Consider the following 15,198-nt stretch of genomic DNA (forward strand, 5'->3'; position numbering starts at 1 on the left):
GAGAAACACCGCCGTTGTGGGGCGCTAAGGGAAAACAAGGAATTTGGTGCGCGTACCCCGCCCCGCGTACCTCGCACCGCACAAGTTCTACGAAGAAAAGTCGATCGCGATGCATTTCAGCATGTCGTAGCCGTCCCCGTTGAGGGCGAACCCGTCGCCGGTGTCCTCGCCGAACCCGAAGGCCTCGAGCATCGCGGTGCCTTCTTTATAGATGGTTGAGTCCGGGAGGTGGGGGGAGTCGGAGATGAGGTTGAACATGAGCTGGTTCCAGTTTTCGCGGCCGAAGGTCGCGTAGAATCCGCGGGCGATGTTTTCGGCGAAGTCGAAGGGGTTGTCGCCGCCGCTGAGCAGCTCGACGCCCTCGTTGGTAATGGTGTAGCGCCCGGTTTGCTCGGCGCGCATGAAGCCGGATTCGACGAAGAAGTTGTGGAGGTGCCTGCGCCAGATGGGGTCGTCGGGGAGGAGGCCGTCCATGAGGTTGTAGAGGGCTTCGGTGATGCCGGTGTAGACGGGGGAGTCGAAGGTTGGGTTAGGCCCGTAGTAGTCCTCGAGGAATTCGCCGATGGCGGCCATGACGGCGGGGTTGCTTTCGGGGTTGGGGTCGATGGCCATGATGTCTTTGAGGTCTTCGCGGTTGGCCAGGTATTCGCGGAGCGCTTCGCGAACGTCTTCGTCTTCTTCGGCGGCGGCCTCGGGGTTCATCATGTTGCGGGCGACCATGGTTTCGACGCTGTAGTACATGCGGTTCGAAATGCTGACCGGGTCTGCCTTGGTAAGCCTGTCGACCATGTGGCCCGGCGACATGACGGGCATGGCGGAGAACAGGGTTGGGGTGATGTGCATGTCGGCGGGTTGGCCGGCTGCGAGGCGGACGGCTTCGTCATAGAGCTCGGTCATCATGGCGGGGCCTTTGAGGTGCTCGATGACGTCGGGGCCGAGCGCGGAGATGAGGACGGGGGTTGGCCCGGCGATGGTGGATGGCCCGAGTACTTGGACGTTGATGTTCCAGTTGGCGCCGGCGTCGTAGATGTAGCTCATGGTTTCGGGCATGTCTTGGACGGTGAGGTCGGTTTCGTCGTATTCGCCGGCGGCTGGTTGGGCGGTGTAGACGCGTTGTTCGCCGTTGATGGTTCCCGAAAACATGTGTGTTGCGGCGCTCGAGAAGCCGAGGGTGGCGTCGATAATGAGTGCGAGTTCCCCCAGGTACATCGAGTGATCAACATTAATGCATCGTGAAATCTCGGGTCGGGAGTTTTCTACGGTGATTAATAGAGAGATGTTCATGTCGTTCACTCTATAGTTTTGTATCTTTTAGCGCTCGCGAACTACCCAGAATGTGCATCGGGTGACGCAGAGCAGCCAGTGGAAGACGAGGAGAGCTGGCAGCGCGGTGGCGATGATGGTGAGCCATTCCAGGTTCCAGACTTCGGCGAGGTGGTGGCTGCCGACGCTGATGGTGCCGGTGGGGAAGGTGGAGGCCCACCAGGCGGGGGAGTAGCGGGCCCAGTGCGCGACGGCGGGGTAGAAGTGCCACATGGCGAAGGCGATCATGGGGATCGCGATGATGAGCAGCACGGTGCCAACGATAAGCTCGGCATCCTTGCCGAACAGCAGGTCCACGGCGGACACTGTCTGCCCGACGACGCCGAGGGGGATCCAGGCGGTCGCCGCGTTCGGCCCGCTCAGGTCCACTTTTCGACGCCACGCCGCCACATACACCCTGGCAAACAGCGGGTACGCCGCACTTATCGACGCCACCAAGCAGCACACGCCGAGTATCCAGTAGATGTCGCCGCCGCCTTTGACGTGGGTGGTCCCGGCCGTGTTGGCTGCCATGATGGGGCCGACGAGCGCGAGCCCCCACGCGAAGTTCGGTTCCCCTTGGAAGCCGCGGAGCTGGTTGGCGTACACGGCGAGGCAGGCGGGCGCCCCGACCCAGAAGCCAACCAGGATGAAGGCGAGGTTGTCCGTGAGGTTGGTCCAGGCGGTGCCGAGCGACATGATCCCGATGAACGTCATGGCCCACGGCGCCATCATGTCCTGGTGGAAGCGGGGCGTGCGGTAGATGATGAACCCGACGACGAGCGCCACCAGGATGGCCACCCCGATACAGGCCACGACCCACGCCAGAGGGTCGAGTCCGCTGATGACCAGCAGCGTCGCCACCAGCGAGGTCCCCATGAGGCTGCCGCCCCACGCCGGGCCCGCTGGCGGCAGGCTATAGCTGGTCCTGGTTTTCACACGCGCTCACGCTGCCAGGAACGGAATCGGAGTGCGCACGCGCACCAGTGGAACAGCAGTAGGAGCAGCAGCCCGAAGGAGAGGGCGTGCCAGCCCTCGGTCCAGGAGCCCAGGCACAGGGTGCCCACCGGGAATGTGGAGCCCCACCAGCCCGGGCCGTACGGCGCCCAGGTGAAGACCGCCTGGTAGAAGCAGTACATGCCGAAGAGGACGCACGGCACGCCGATGGTGAACATGATGATGCCGTAGAGGTGGGCGTCGAAAAGGAAGGTGGAGGCGGCCGTCGACTGGCCGACAACCCCGAGCGGAATCCAGGCCGTGCCTGCCGCTGCGCCGCGCGGGCGATCGCGGCGCCGCCACAGCGACCAGTAGCAGTAAGCGAACAGCGGAATCGCCGGGATGAACGTGAAGAAGAAGCACACGATGCCAGCGTGGTGGTAGAACATGCCGTGCTCGGCGGCGAGCTGCCCGCCGGAGGTCGCCGCAACCATCGGCGTGACCGGCGCCAGCCCCCACGGGAACGCCGGGGTGGTGTAGTGTTCCGAGACCTTCCAGAAGCCCCACAGCTGCCACAGGCACACCGCGATCGACAGGGGAGCGCCGATCCACCAGCTGATCAGCTGGAAGATGTCGTTGCCGGTCAGCGCCGTCCACGCAGAGCCGCACGCCAAAAGCCCCATCGTGTACATGCCCCACGCAGCCATGTTCTGGTGCCGCGGCGGCTCGTTGCGGATACCAGAACACCGCCAACAACACGGCCGCTACCAGCGCAAACGCGATCTGGCCGAAGCGGAACCCGTGCAGCCCGGACAGAGTAGAGGCGATCGACGTCCCCATCAGGGACCCGGCCCACGCGGGGCCATACTTAGGCAACTGCATGCACCTACGCTAAGCCTGCCAACCCTGTTTAGCCAACTACGCAACGCCGCCGAACAGCAGCGCACGGCCCGTTTCCTCCCCCGTATTGCGTAGCGTCACCGCCAGGTGCCCGGCCCCAACCTTGCCTGCCTGGCCGCGCTCCAGCGCGACACCCTCCAGGCGCAGCCCCTCCGACTGAGCAAGCAGGTGGTGCTCGTATTCCTCGTTGACCCAGAGCGTGACCTGCGCGCCGGGCTCCACCCGCAGCTCCGCGGCAAGCCTCCCCTTGGGCCCCGGCACCTCCTGCCCGGCCAGGCGCCCCGCGTAGACGCGCAGCTTCCCGCCGGGCGTGGTGTCCACCGCCTTGAGCACCACCCACTCCGACGGCTCGCGGTCCGTGAGCGCCCTCGTCGTCGTTGGGATGTCTTCAGCCGAACAGATTTCTACAGTCGCACGCATACAGCTATCCTACCGACGTGCAGAAACTTTCCGGTGGCCTCCTACTTGCGCTGGCCCTGCTCACCGCAGCGGGCCCGCTCGGCATCGACATGTACTTGCCCGGCATGCCCGAGCTCGCCACCCAATTATCGACGTCCCCCTCCTCCGCCCAACTGACCATCTCCGGGTTCATGCTCGGGATGGCACTCGGCAACCTGGTCTTCGGCGCGATCTCTGACGGCACGGGCCGCAAACCCGCCATCCTGGTCTCCTCGGTGGTGGCGCTCGCGGCATCGGTGGCCTGCGCCGTCGCCCCCACGATCTCCTTCCTGATCGCCGTCCGGTTCCTGCAGGGCCTGGCCGGGGGCTGTGCCGTCGTCGTCACCCGGGCCGTCATCCCCGACATCGCCCACGGCCGCGAGGCCGCCCGTGGCCTGTCGGGCCTCATGGCGATCTCCGGCTTCATGCCCGCCATCGCCCCAGTCCTCGGCGGCCTGATCATCCCCACCTTCACCTGGCGAGGCGTCTTCTGGACCATCGCCGCCGTCAACCTCGCCCAGATCCTCATCGCCTGGCGCTTCGTCCCCGAAACCCTCCCACCCGAGCAGCGGACCCGCGGCACCCTGCGCACCATCTTCCCTCGCATGGTCCAGTGCCTGCGGCGCCCCGCCTTCCTCGGCTACATGTTCGCCGCCGGCCTCGGCTTCGGCACCCTATTCTCCTATATCTCGGCATCCCCGCTGGTCCTGCAGGTGCAACTCGGCGTTACACCAACTACCTTCTCCCTCATCTTCGGCGGCATCGCCCTGCTCATCCCGCTGTCGAACTCCATCAACATGCGCTTGGTGAAAACCCATCAGCCGCGCACCCTCCTCGTCGTGGCGTTATCTGTTGACATCCTCGCCGGCCTGATCCTGCTCGCCTACAGCCAGCTCGGCCCCAGCCTCACGATGCTCCCCTTCATCGCCATCCTCTCCGCCATGGCTGGGTTCATCATGGCGAACGCCTCGGCGCTCACCGTGGAGGAGATCCGGGACATCGGGATCGGCGCCGGCACTGGCGCGATGGGCTTCTTCCAATTCATCATCGGCGGCCTGGTCCCTCCCCTGGTGGCGCTCGGGTCCAACCCGACCGCATCGATGGCCAACGGCATCCTCACCTGCGCCGGCCTGGCCCTGCTTGGCGTGCTGTTGGGGAGCGCGGCACCACATTCCAGGCCTAAAAACATCTAGCACTTCTGTGGCGTGCAGGTATCCTAAGGTCGGTTTTCAAACGCTGGAATTTGGTGCATGGAGTGGGGAGCGAGTGACAATGGACGCAATCCTGTCGGCTGAACCCGGTAAAAGCCCAGGTCGTGAAAAGTGGGTTGCGTCTTTTGTCACTCGGGTCGGCGAGGGTGACACCAAATTCCTTTGCGCAGAGATCGCGACCTGGGGAAATAGCCAGGCACCTTTCCGGAAAATCGGGAATTTGGTGCACGTTCTGCCGCGGTTAGCGCCAAATACCCACATTAACAATCAGCGACCTGGGCTTTTGCGTGCACGTCCAGCTCAACGCTCGAACTCAGAGAAAAAGAGCTATCGATTTCGACCCGGTTCTACTTATCCTCAGAGCGATTGTCCGTGAGAAAACCCATGAAACTGAAGTATGGGACATCTTCTGTCGCTCGTTGAACGGCTGCGAAAACAGCATCACTAATAGGGTCAATCACCTGGTCACTTAGGTTTAAGACTTCCAAGAAGAAGTGCTGGGTAATCATGTACGGACGAAGGCTTTCCTGATTGCTACCAGGTTCTAATTCTTTAGCAAGTTCATACTCGTCTTCATCGCATTCACCAACTGTGAAATCGGGAAGAGCGTCAATTTCGGAGAAGGAAACTTTGAGTTCCTTCTGGAGACGCTCTGCAATATGGCATGAAACTCTTTCAGAGCAATACACGTAAAGCTCTTCGTAAAAGCCTTGCAGCTCACCATTTGACAAGGAAGAAAGACTGGTCATTCGAAAGCCGCTCCGTTCATGAGTAGTTGGGATAGTAAGTTTAGCTTTCACGGGGGCAGCAATTTCGGTTGCGCCGAGTGCTAGTGCTTATGCACCGAAGCCAGCATCGGAAGTCTTCCCAGCGCAGAAAAAGCCTCCACGAGGAAAAGGATTCAAGCTCAAGCACTGCCGAGCAATCTAGCGCCGAACCAACCCCTAAATAATCTTCCGCTCCCTCGCCCGGTCGACGGCGGCGGTCCGGTTGTCTACGCCGAGCTTGTTATAGATGTGGATCAGGTGGGTTTTCACCGTGGCCTGCGAGATGAAGAGCCGGTCGGCGATGGCGCGGTTGGAGGCGCCGGTCTGCAGGGCGCGCAGGATTTCGATTTCGCGGGCGCTTAAGGCTTCGTCGGGGCGCATGAGGCGCTCGGCGAGGACTCCGGCGACTTCCTGGGAGAGGACGCGTTTGCGCTGGGAGGCGGCGATGATGGCGTCGTGGAGTTCGTCCTCGGGGGCGTCTTTGAGCAGGTAGCCGAGCGCGCCTGCTTCGACGGCGGCGACGACGTCGGCTTCGGTGTCGTAGGTGGTCAGGATGAGCACGGGCGGGCCGCCTGCTTCGCCGAGGCGCCGGGTGACTTCGATGCCGTCCACGTGCGGCATCTGGATGTCGGTGACCACAACGTCGACGTTGTCGGGCATCCGCTCGATGGCGCGCCCGTCCGCGCCTTCGCCAACAACGGTGATGTCGCCGAAGGAGTCGAGCACTGCGCGGAGGCCGGCGCGGACGACGGGGTGGTCGTCGAGAAGCATGACGTTGATCTCACTCATGGGTGTCCTTTCCCAGGGGGATGCTTGCTGCTAGTACGTTACCTTCGACGCTGAGGGTGCCGCCGACCTCCGCGACGCGCGCCCGCAGCCCGCGCAGGCCGTAGCCTTCGGGCCCGGTGATGCCGCGGCCGTTGTCGAAGACGTCGACGGTGGCGACGTCCCCAAGCTGTTCCACCGTGACCACGGCGCGGGTGGCGCCGGCGTGGCGCACGATGTTGGAGAGCCCCTCGCGCACGACTCGCTCGATGACGCCGGCGGCGGGCTCGGGCACGTCTTCGACGTTGAGGTCCACCGTGAGCCGCTGCCCGAGTGCTTGTTGACGCCCCTCCGCTCCCCGCGCGAGCTCCTCCAGCCTGCGTGGCAGGGGTTCGGCGGGCCCGGCGTTGACGGCGACGAAGCGGCGCGCCTCGGCGAGGTTGTCGGAGGCGGTGGCGCGGATGGTGTCGAGGATCTGTTTCGCGCCGGGCTCGGTGATCTGTTTGTCCAGCGTGCGGCCGAGCAGCACGATGGAGCTGAGGCCTTGCGCGATGGTGTCGTGGACTTCGCGGGAGAGGCGGGCGCGTTCTTCGAGGACGCCGGATGCGTGTTCGGCGGCGGCGAGTTCCATGTGGGTGGCCTGGAGTTCATAGGCGAGATGCTTGTAGTGGTCGGCTTCGGCGCGGAGTGCCCGGTAGGAGTGGTAGATCAGCAGCGCGAGCACGGTGCCGAGCAGCGGTCCGACTACCCCGCCGATTCCCGCGCCCGGCGCTGTGACCGACAGCGTGAATGCCAGCAGGAGCGCCGCCACCGCGATACCGGACCAGGTGGGCAGCACCACGGAGACAAGGATGACCAGCGGGAACTCCAGCCAGACGAACTCGGCGGCGTGCAGCGCCATGACCACCCACAGCGCGAGGACGGCGGCGAGCCAGGTGTACATGGCGCCGCGGGAGAACCGCCTGCCTTCGTTGTAGGCGACGGTCCCGGCCAGGTAGAGCAACGCGAAGGGGACCGCCATGCAGATGGCCAGCGGGTTCCACCGGCTGGAGGCGATGCCGACGAACAGCAGCACGGCGACCAGCACGTGCAGGCTGACGCGCAGGAAGGTGAGGATCCGGTTGGTGGTGTTCACGCAGATCACCTTAGACGCTGCACCCGACATCCGATGGAGGGCGGATCAACCGGACGGTTGATTCGAGGTTCAACCCCGCTCCCGATGTGGAATGTGCCTGCTCACACGCACAATGTGGGCATGTTCGTCGGATTGAGAGAAATTGTGAAAGCCAAGGGGCGTTTCGGCCTCATTGTTGGCACGGTCGGGTTGATCACGTTGCTCGTGGTGATGCTGACCGGGTTGACCAACGGGTTGGGCAAGCAGAACACGGAGGCCTTGGAGGCACTGGATGCAAAGTCGGTGGTCTTCCAGGACATGGATGAGCCTTCCTATATGACGTCGCGCGTGACGGCGGAGGAGGGCACGGTCCCGCTGGGCACCGGCCAAACGCTGCTGCTGCGGGAGAACGGCAAGGAGGAGTCCATCTCCATCCTGGGGCTGCCGAAGGGCACTGAGCTTCCGGGTGGGGAGGTGCTCGGCGACGGCGCGGTCGCGTCGCGTGAGCTACACGTCGCGCCTGGCGACGAGCTCTCCGTCGGCGGCACCCCGATCATCGTCGACGCCGTCACGGATGACTTGTACTTCTCCCACACCGCGGTCCTGTGGGTGAACACGGCGGACTGGAAGGCCGCCATGCACACCGACGCGGACGGCACGGTGCTGCTCGCTAGCGATGACCGCGGCATGAGCATGAAGAAGTCCTTCAACGGCCTGGCTGCGTACAAGTCGGAGCAGGCGTCCTTCAACATGATCCTGGGCTTCCTGTACGCCATCGCGGCGCTGGTCATCGTGGCCTTCTTGACGGTGTGGACCATGCAGCGCACCCGTGACCTGGCCATTTTGAAGGCGATTGGGGCGTCGAATAGCTACTTGCGCAAGGATGCGCTGGGTCAGGCGGCGGTGCTGCTGGGCATCGGCGCGGCGGTTGGCGCCCTGATTGCGCTGGGCATTGGGCTGGCGGCGTCGAAGGTGGCGCCGTTCTCGCTGACAGTGCTCACAGTCGCCGGTCCGCCGCTCGCGATTTGGGCGATTGGGATGGTCGGCGCGTTCATCGCGACGCGCCAAATTACAAAAGTTGAGCCGCAGCTCGCACTGGGAGGTATTGCGTAAATGTTGCACATGAAGGATGTCACCGTCACGTTCCAAGACGGTGAAGAGACAGTCACGGCGCTGGATAACGTCAGTTTCGACGCCAACCCCGGCCACCTCACCCTCATCATTGGTGAGTCCGGCTCCGGCAAGTCCACCCTGCTTTCCGCGGCGGCGGGCCTGCTCACCCCGGACAGCGGCACCGTTCTTGTCGACGCCACCCCGGTCTCCGACGAAGTCCGCCTGCAGAAGATCGGGATGATTTTCCAGCAGGCCAACCTGATCGGGGCGTTGAACGTCCGGGATCAGTTGCTGGTCACCGACCACATTCGTGGCGTGAAGCCTCGCGTGGACCGCGCGAACGAGCTGCTCGCGGAAGTCGGCCTGGACGGCCTCGGGGACCGCAGCATGCAGCAGCTCTCCGGCGGGCAGCGCCAGCGCGTCGGCATCGCCCGCGCGCTGATGGGGGAGCCGAAGCTGATCCTCGCGGACGAGCCGACCGCGGCGCTTGACTCCGAGCGCTCCCACGAGATCGTGGCGCTGTTGCGCACCCTGGTGGAGGAGCACGATATCGCCTGCGGGTTCGTCACCCACAACGCCAGCCTCATCTCCGAGAGCGACGAGGTTGTCCGCGTCCGCGACGGCCACGTGTCGCGCGAGCGCGTTTCAGCGTAGCCGCGGCCGCGACCCAAGCGCCAAGGTGATGAACGCGCAGGCCGCCAGCCCGGCCGTCATGCAGAGCGTGCCAGGCAGGAAGCCGGCGTCCACCACTGCGGCGCCGAGCGCGGACCCGGCTGCGATCCCGACCTGGTAGGTCACCACGTAGATGGAGCTTGCCAGGTCTTCGTTGCGCTTCCCGGCGTGCAGGAAGATGGTGGTCGCCGACGGCGGCAGCGCCCCATTCGCCAGACCGAACACGATAATCATCGCGATGATGAGCAGTACCGATTTCGTCTCCAGCGCGAGCAGCCCCAGCGCCGCCGACCCGACCAGCAGCACGGCGACGAACCCGTTGACCCGGATCATGCGCCGGTCCACCGTGTTGCCCGCCGTCAGCACGCCAATCACCCCGCAGATGCCGAAGAGGGATAGCCCGAACGGGACCAGCTTCGGCCCGGCTGTCGTCGTCATGAGCAGCGCCAGGTAGGTAAAGGTGGTGAACACAGCCGTAACGTTGAACGTCAGGAAGAGTACCAGCGACGGGATCGCCGACTTTGTCCGCTTCGCCCCCGTTGCCGGTTCCGGGTGCTTCGCCGGCATCGAGGGGAGCGACGCCACCAACGCCACCACCGAGAAAATCACCGCGACGCCCAGCACCCAGGTGGCGCCGCGCCACCCGATCCACCCGCCGAGCATGGTCGTCAATGGGGTACCGATCACCGCCGACATCGTCGACCCGAACGAGACAGTCGCCACCGCCTTGCCCGTCCTCCCCTTCGGCGCCAGCCGTGCCGCCATCGGGTTGATGAGCGACCAGAACAGCCCGTGCGTAAACGCCGCGGTCACCCTCGCCGCCACCAGCACCGCGTAACTGTTCGCGATGCCCTGCAGGATCACGCCCCCGGCGAGGAAGCCAAGCGTGGCCAGGAAGACGGGCCTGCGGTCCCAGTTGCGCGTGAAGTGCATCAGCGGGATGGTCACCACGGCGACCAGGCCGGCGTACACGCTCATGAGGAGGCCGATCTGGCCTTCCGTCACCCCGAGGTCCTGCGCCATGGGTCGAATCAGGCCGACCGCGAACATCTCGTAGGTGACGTAGACGAACGCCGCGAAGCTCATCGCGGACAACGGCAGCATAGGAAGCGACGACTGTTTACTCACACGTGACAACCTACACCGTGCGTGTTAGGCGAACGCCCCCAGGTTGAGAGCCTGCATGATAAGGGTGCCTCCCGCCAGCACCGCGCCCAGCACACCCAGCACGATCCCGGCGATCGCGAGCGGCGTGAGCTCCTTCTCTTCCTCGGTCTCGGTCGGGGTCGTGGTTGTGGGCGCGGGCGTGGTTGTGGTCGGGGCTGGCTTCGTTGTGGCCGTTGCGGTCGGCTCGGGTGCTTGGGTGGTTGGCGTGGCCGGTGTCGTGGGCGTGGGCTTTGGTGCCGTGCTGGTAGTCAGCGTCGGGATCGGCGGCACCACCGTATTCACCGCGTTCGGCGGGATCGGTAGCGCCAGGGTGGCGTCGCCGCCGGCGGCACAGAGCTTCTCAGCCCGCTCCCGCAGAGTGACGTATTCCTTGACGCGCCGCAGGTTGGTGTAGAAGAACGTGTCTGCGTATTGCTGCGCCCAGGCGGTTGCGGCGGCGTCGCTGAGCCCAGGGAAGCGGGTTTGGAGCTCGCGCGCGATGTCTGGGGTTTCAGTGGCTTGGGTGACCGGCCGGAACAGGGCGCGTTGCCCTGGCCCGAGCACCTGGTATTGCCCCATCAGTTCGTAGTAGTGGTAGGTGAGCACGTCATCCGCCGACGCCTGCGGTGTGGTGCGCTGCGGACTGTACTTGAAGAGGTACCACTCGGCGACGCTCGCGGGCAGCCCCGCCTCTGTGAAGGCCTCAACCGCGTACGTGTGCTGTAGCGAGTCGGGCCGCGCGAAGTTGCTGGGTGCGAGGAACTCTCGCCCTTCCTCTTCCCTAATCCGCTTATAGACGTCCTCTTCGACCTTCCCCAGCTCCGGAAACGCTTGCCGGAATGTTTGATAGTCCAGCGCGTACTCTTTCTCGGGCGCGGAGAAGTGGAGCCGCGCCGCGTTCATGAGGCGGGCGTATTCGGCGGGGGAGAGGTAGAACGCGCAGAGTTTCGTCGCGGGATCTTGGGGGCCGATGACGGCGGCGTCCGCGACTGGAGATAGGAAACTGGCGCTGAGCCCGAGGGCTACAACGCCAGTGAAAAATCTCCGAGACTCCATGGAGATGAGATTACAGCATCTTGGCTGCCGTCAGGCCGAGGACCGCCAGGATTGCAATCACGATGGTGCCAACAATGCCACCGATAAGGGCAGCCGAGTTATCGCTCGTATCGACTGTCTTCGAAGGCTCATCGTTCACGGTGGTCTTCCCGTTCAATGGGTTGACCTGAACGTCAACGGAAACCGTGGTGGTCGGAGAGGAAGGCGTGGTGGTTGGCTGCTGTTCCTTGTTACGGTCCGTGCCCTCAGCACCCTGCGAAACTGCGTCCGGGTTGGAGTGCTGTGTTGGGAAGAGCACGATGCCGGACTTGCCGTCGCGGCAGTTGTCCTTCGACTGGTTCAGCGCTGCTTCGACCTCCGCCATGGTGCGGGTCTCTGCGACGCCTTCCTGGTTCTCGAACTGGTCAACCCAAGCAGCTGCCTGTTCGTCGGTGAGGCCCTTGAACTGGTCCTTCTTTTCCTGGATCAGGGCGTCGCGGTCACCGATGGTCGGGAAGACTGGTTCCGGTGCGCGGAACGACTGCTTCGAGGCTGGGATCTCGCCGTTCTCGAAGTACTTGTCGTACTCCAGGATCTCTGGGAGGCGACCCGGGTTCTCGAAGCCTGCCACGACTGCGTCGCTCCACTTGTGGGTGACGTAGTCGAGTGCGACAGACTCTGGCAGTTCCGAGTCCTCAGCGACCTGCTTAGCGAGCTCAGCGAGCTTCGGGCGAGGATCTGGCTGGAACTGCTGCTGGTACGCAAAGTCCGACTTCAGATCGTTGTACAGTTTCTCGCCGTGCATCTTGGCTGCTGGGAAAGCCTGCTCGAATGCGAGCTTCCACGCCTTGTCGACGTCGAAGCTTGCTGCCTTGCCCTTCGACTGCTCATAAAGCTTTGTCTCTTCGGCGTTAAGGCGGATGGAGCATACGCCGGAGACATTCTCGCCAACGGTGGCACCTTCAGCGGAAGGGGCGACCATGGCGCACGCGCCGAGCGAGAGCGCGATTGCGATTGCTTGGAGTCTCCGATTGTTGAACATATTTCTGAGTGTAGCCGAGGGAGCTGCGGAAACGTATTCGTTCGTTGACGCGTGTTTCTGTATTTATCCAGGAAAAACCGTAAATAAACCTTAATATTCACATACTCGCAGGTCCATGACATGTGTTTGCGGGATTGTTCAACATCTACATTTAAGGAAGCCACAAACCAAACAAAGGGACCATACCCCACCTAACCCTTTCTGGGGGTGTGGAGGGTGAAAATGCAGTTCATCGGCATTAAATTACAGCGGTGTAATTTAGGCCCACATACACTGCTTTTGCTAAAAACGTGCGCACCACGCCGTAGCACTACGCACATTGGATGCAATTTCACTAGCAGAAGTCTGTGCGTGGCCGTACGGCGTCCGGGAAGCGAGCCACGCAGCCACCGCGTGGACCTGAACCGACTGCGCCAAAAGCAGCACATCGTCCATCCCGTCGCGCGCCACACGAGCCCCAATAATCCCGGCAAGCACATCGCCGGAGCCGGGTGTGGCTGCCCAGGAGGAGCCGGCGTCGATAAGGATGGATTCCTGACCGTCCGAAACGACAGTGGCGCGCCCTTTGCGGACCACCGTGCAACCAAGTTGGCGGGCGCAGTCGGCAGTCTCCTCGACGCGATCGTTGGTCATACCTATATATAGGCGTGAAAATTCACCGTCGTGCGGGGTCACCACAACCCGCGCCAACTTACGCGGCGCGCGGGCCACACGGGTGAGCGCATCCGCGTCGAGCACCACCGGCACACCCTGCTGCAACACCCAATCGACGGCAGCATCCGCCTCCCCATCGATCCCGATACCAGGGCCGCACACCCACGCCTGCACCTGACCGGCTTGCTCCAACTCGCGGGTGGCCACGACCTCCGGCCGCGCCCGTACCACCTCAAGCGCCTGCGCGCCCGCGAACCGCACCATCGCCGGTGTCGCCGTCACCGCCCCAGCCGTGCACAGCAGCGCCGCGCCCGGATACGTGCCGCTGCCAGCGTGGATGCCGACCACACCGCCTGTGTATTTGTCGTCATCGGCGCCGGGCTCCTTGACGCTCACCGGCACCGGGCCCATCGGCCTGATGCCCTCGAGGTCCAGGCCCGTGTTGGGCACCGCGCGGTACGCCCGCACGGAGCTCTCCGGCAGCGGTAGGCCAATGTCCGCGCACAGCACGTTCCCGCAGCGCGTCGAGAGGGCGTGCGCGTAGCGCCACGCGCCGAACGTCACCGTCACGTCGGCCTGCAGCGCGTTGCGGCCGGCCTCGCCGGTGTCGGCATCCACGCCGCTCGGCACGTCCACGGCCAGCACCTGGTTCGCGTCGATGTCGGCGACAGCGTCGGGCAGGTCGCCGGCCCCGCCGAGGCCGAAGAGGCCGTCGATAAGAAGGTCGCACACCCCAGGCTTCTCGACGACCCCACCTCCGGCCCCCACAAACGCATCCAGCCCACGCTGCTGCGCCCGGCCCAGTGGCAGCCAAGCCTCGACGTGCCAGCCCTCCCTGGCGAGCTCCGCCCCCGCGTACATCGCATCCCCACCGTTGCCGCCCGGGCCCACCAGCAACAACACTCGCTCCCGCGGCCCCGACATCTCGCGCGCCACGCGCGCCACAGCATGCGCGGCGCGTTGCATCAACGCATCTGGAGACGCCTCAGCGGCAAGGAGGGGAGCTTCCGCGGCTCGAATCTCCGCGGCGGAATAGGCAAACGGTGCAGCAAACATTCCGCCATTCTACGCGCTATTCCGCCTGGCAGGAGGGGCACCAGAACAAATTGCGGCCCTCGTACTTGCGCACCTCGATCGGCGTGCCGCACACAAAGCAGGGCTCGCCGGCGCGGCGGTACACGTAGACCTCACCCCCGTGGTCGTCCTTCCGGGGCGGCCTGCCCATCGCCTCAGGGGTGTGCTCGGGGCGCACAGTATCGATCCGGCCGTGCTCCACCCCGTACTCCATCAGCTCACGCACGTCCTGCCACAGGCGCAGGAACTCCCCGTGGTCCAACGCGCGGCCCGGCACGAACGGGGAAATACCCAGGCGGAACAGCGGTTCCGCACGATAGATATTGCCCACGCCCGCGAAGTACTTTTGGTCCATCATCAATGACCCAATCGTGCGTCTCGACGCCCGCACCCTTTTCCACAACGCCTCCGGGTCCGCGTCCGGGTCAAGGGGGTCTTCGCCGCTGCGGTCCAGAATCACCTGCTCCTCCGGTGGGGAGACGTAGCGGCAGTACTGCGGGCCGCGCAGGTTCGCGGCCACGTCCTCGTTGGCCAGGCGCAGCCGGATCTGGCCCCACACGTCCTCGGCGGGCTCGAATCGGAAGGAGCCAATCAGGCCCAGGTGCACGTGCACCGTCGCCGTGGAGAACTCCAGGAACAGGTGCTTGCCCACCGCGCGGGCCTCCGTCAGGGTGGCGTTTGCGAGCGGGGAGACGTCGAAACGCCCTTGCGGTGAGGAAATCTCGATGAGCTGCCCCGCAAACGTGTCGTTCAGGTGGTGGGCGAGGCGGTGGATGACGTGGCCTTCGGGCATTGGACTCTGCTACTCCTTATATCTCACCGACCAAGGTACAGCGCGCACCCGCTTCCGCTCCGGTCGACCTCTTAGCGTCGACCAATGCAGGTCACGGCAATTTGGGGCTTTTCGATGCCAAAAACCTGATTCCGCGCTGACCAGGGTTGGTCGACCGTAAGAGGTCGACGGGAACCAACCCGCCCCAACGTGCACAAATAGAGATGCGCGCGCTGGCCCGGTATACTTCAGGTTCC

Annotated in this window: 15 protein-coding genes; 3 read left to right on the forward strand and 12 right to left on the reverse strand. The window is 64.3% G+C overall.

The window, feature by feature from the left end; genetic code table 11:
* Positions 1–87: 87 nt before the first annotated feature.
* The 4 genes from ACXIUA_RS04260 to ACXIUA_RS04275 all read right to left on the reverse strand — a co-directional run bounded on the left by ACXIUA_RS04260 (position 88) and on the right by ACXIUA_RS04275 (position 3,558).
* Positions 88–1,284: an IS1096 element passenger TnpR family protein gene (locus ACXIUA_RS04260; protein WP_457976205.1), complete on the reverse strand. Its 1,197-nt coding sequence runs from the start codon at positions 1,282–1,284 to the stop codon at positions 88–90.
* A gap of 27 nt (positions 1,285–1,311) precedes the next feature.
* Entirely contained in the window at positions 1,312–2,241 is a 930-nt protein-coding gene (locus ACXIUA_RS04265) for an SLAC1 family transporter (RefSeq protein ID WP_457976206.1), read from the reverse strand.
* A complete protein-coding gene (locus ACXIUA_RS04270) occupies positions 2,238–2,945 on the reverse strand; it encodes an SLAC1 family transporter (RefSeq protein ID WP_457976207.1) in 708 nt (235 codons plus the stop codon). The genes ACXIUA_RS04265 and ACXIUA_RS04270 overlap by 4 nt, the downstream gene beginning before the upstream one ends.
* Positions 2,946–3,156: 211 nt before the next feature.
* On the reverse strand, positions 3,157–3,558 hold the full coding sequence (locus ACXIUA_RS04275) for a hypothetical protein (RefSeq protein ID WP_457976208.1): 402 nt from the start codon (positions 3,556–3,558) through the stop codon (positions 3,157–3,159).
* A gap of 17 nt (positions 3,559–3,575) precedes the next feature.
* Here ACXIUA_RS04275 and ACXIUA_RS04280 point away from each other — a divergent pair, with 17 nt between their 5' ends.
* The gene (locus ACXIUA_RS04280; RefSeq protein ID WP_457976209.1) at positions 3,576–4,769 is read left to right on the forward strand and encodes a multidrug effflux MFS transporter; all 1,194 of its coding nucleotides are present in this window, start codon (positions 3,576–3,578) and stop codon (positions 4,767–4,769) included.
* 365 nt (positions 4,770–5,134) lie between these two features.
* Here the strand turns inward: ACXIUA_RS04280 and ACXIUA_RS04285 are convergent, their stop codons facing one another.
* The 3 genes from ACXIUA_RS04285 to ACXIUA_RS04295 all read right to left on the reverse strand — a co-directional run bounded on the left by ACXIUA_RS04285 (position 5,135) and on the right by ACXIUA_RS04295 (position 7,454).
* Positions 5,135–5,536 (reverse strand): hypothetical protein, encoded by a 402-nt coding sequence (locus ACXIUA_RS04285; protein ID WP_457976210.1) that lies wholly within the window; start codon positions 5,534–5,536, stop codon positions 5,135–5,137.
* 195 nt (positions 5,537–5,731) lie between these two features.
* Positions 5,732–6,343, reverse strand: a complete 612-nt coding sequence (locus ACXIUA_RS04290; protein ID WP_256008661.1) for a response regulator — start codon at positions 6,341–6,343, stop codon at positions 5,732–5,734.
* Positions 6,336–7,454, reverse strand: coding sequence for a sensor histidine kinase (locus ACXIUA_RS04295; RefSeq protein ID WP_457976211.1), 1,119 nt, complete (start codon positions 7,452–7,454; stop codon positions 6,336–6,338). The genes ACXIUA_RS04290 and ACXIUA_RS04295 overlap by 8 nt, the downstream gene beginning before the upstream one ends.
* Before the next feature lie 120 nt (positions 7,455–7,574).
* Here ACXIUA_RS04295 and ACXIUA_RS04300 point away from each other — a divergent pair, with 120 nt between their 5' ends.
* Together ACXIUA_RS04300 and ACXIUA_RS04305 are read left to right on the forward strand one after the other, a co-directional pair.
* Positions 7,575–8,546, forward strand: coding sequence for an ABC transporter permease (locus ACXIUA_RS04300; protein ID WP_457976212.1), 972 nt, complete (start codon positions 7,575–7,577; stop codon positions 8,544–8,546).
* Positions 8,547–9,200 (forward strand): ABC transporter ATP-binding protein, encoded by a 654-nt coding sequence (locus tag ACXIUA_RS04305; RefSeq protein ID WP_457976213.1) that lies wholly within the window; start codon positions 8,547–8,549, stop codon positions 9,198–9,200.
* Here the strand turns inward: ACXIUA_RS04305 and ACXIUA_RS04310 are convergent.
* From ACXIUA_RS04310 to ACXIUA_RS04330, 5 genes are all read right to left on the reverse strand, one after another.
* On the reverse strand, positions 9,192–10,304 hold the full coding sequence (locus tag ACXIUA_RS04310; protein WP_457976217.1) for an MFS transporter: 1,113 nt from the start codon (positions 10,302–10,304) through the stop codon (positions 9,192–9,194). The genes ACXIUA_RS04305 and ACXIUA_RS04310 overlap by 9 nt on opposite strands.
* Before the next feature lie 66 nt (positions 10,305–10,370).
* Positions 10,371–11,420 (reverse strand): hypothetical protein, encoded by a 1,050-nt coding sequence (locus ACXIUA_RS04315; protein ID WP_457976214.1) that lies wholly within the window; start codon positions 11,418–11,420, stop codon positions 10,371–10,373.
* A 10-nt stretch (positions 11,421–11,430) separates the two neighbouring features.
* Positions 11,431–12,441 (reverse strand): hypothetical protein, encoded by a 1,011-nt coding sequence (locus tag ACXIUA_RS04320; protein WP_256022166.1) that lies wholly within the window; start codon positions 12,439–12,441, stop codon positions 11,431–11,433.
* Positions 12,442–12,723: 282 nt separating this feature from the next.
* Complete coding sequence (locus tag ACXIUA_RS04325; RefSeq protein WP_457976215.1) at positions 12,724–14,151, reverse strand: bifunctional ADP-dependent NAD(P)H-hydrate dehydratase/NAD(P)H-hydrate epimerase; 1,428 nt, start codon at positions 14,149–14,151, stop codon at positions 12,724–12,726.
* A gap of 16 nt (positions 14,152–14,167) precedes the next feature.
* Entirely contained in the window at positions 14,168–14,962 is a 795-nt protein-coding gene (locus tag ACXIUA_RS04330) for an Fpg/Nei family DNA glycosylase (RefSeq protein ID WP_457976216.1), read from the reverse strand.
* Positions 14,963–15,198: the final 236 nt, after the last annotated feature.

Source organism: Corynebacterium sp. UMB8791, from assembly GCF_054166365.1.

What these genes read in the sequence shown, in the direction of transcription:
- ACXIUA_RS04300 (WP_457976212.1), top strand. Translation starts at nt 7,575, where the DNA reads ATGTTCGTCGGATTGAGAGAAATTGTGAAAGCCAAGGGGCGTTTCGGC.
- ACXIUA_RS04305 (WP_457976213.1), top strand. Translation starts at nt 8,547, where the DNA reads ATGTTGCACATGAAGGATGTCACCGTCACGTTCCAAGACGGTGAAGAG.
- ACXIUA_RS04315 (WP_457976214.1), bottom strand. Translation starts at nt 11,420, where the DNA reads ATGGAGTCTCGGAGATTTTTCACTGGCGTTGTAGCCCTCGGGCTCAGC.
- ACXIUA_RS04285 (WP_457976210.1), bottom strand. Translation starts at nt 5,536, where the DNA reads ATGACCAGTCTTTCTTCCTTGTCAAATGGTGAGCTGCAAGGCTTTTAC.
- ACXIUA_RS04290 (WP_256008661.1), bottom strand. Translation starts at nt 6,343, where the DNA reads ATGAGTGAGATCAACGTCATGCTTCTCGACGACCACCCCGTCGTCCGC.
- ACXIUA_RS04320 (WP_256022166.1), bottom strand. Translation starts at nt 12,441, where the DNA reads ATGTTCAACAATCGGAGACTCCAAGCAATCGCAATCGCGCTCTCGCTC.
- ACXIUA_RS04260 (WP_457976205.1), bottom strand. Translation starts at nt 1,284, where the DNA reads ATGAACATCTCTCTATTAATCACCGTAGAAAACTCCCGACCCGAGATT.
- ACXIUA_RS04325 (WP_457976215.1), bottom strand. Translation starts at nt 14,151, where the DNA reads ATGTTTGCTGCACCGTTTGCCTATTCCGCCGCGGAGATTCGAGCCGCG.
- ACXIUA_RS04275 (WP_457976208.1), bottom strand. Translation starts at nt 3,558, where the DNA reads ATGCGTGCGACTGTAGAAATCTGTTCGGCTGAAGACATCCCAACGACG.
- ACXIUA_RS04330 (WP_457976216.1), bottom strand. Translation starts at nt 14,962, where the DNA reads ATGCCCGAAGGCCACGTCATCCACCGCCTCGCCCACCACCTGAACGAC.
- ACXIUA_RS04270 (WP_457976207.1), bottom strand. Translation starts at nt 2,945, where the DNA reads ATGGCTGCGTGGGGCATGTACACGATGGGGCTTTTGGCGTGCGGCTCT.
- ACXIUA_RS04310 (WP_457976217.1), bottom strand. Translation starts at nt 10,304, where the DNA reads ATGAGCTTCGCGGCGTTCGTCTACGTCACCTACGAGATGTTCGCGGTC.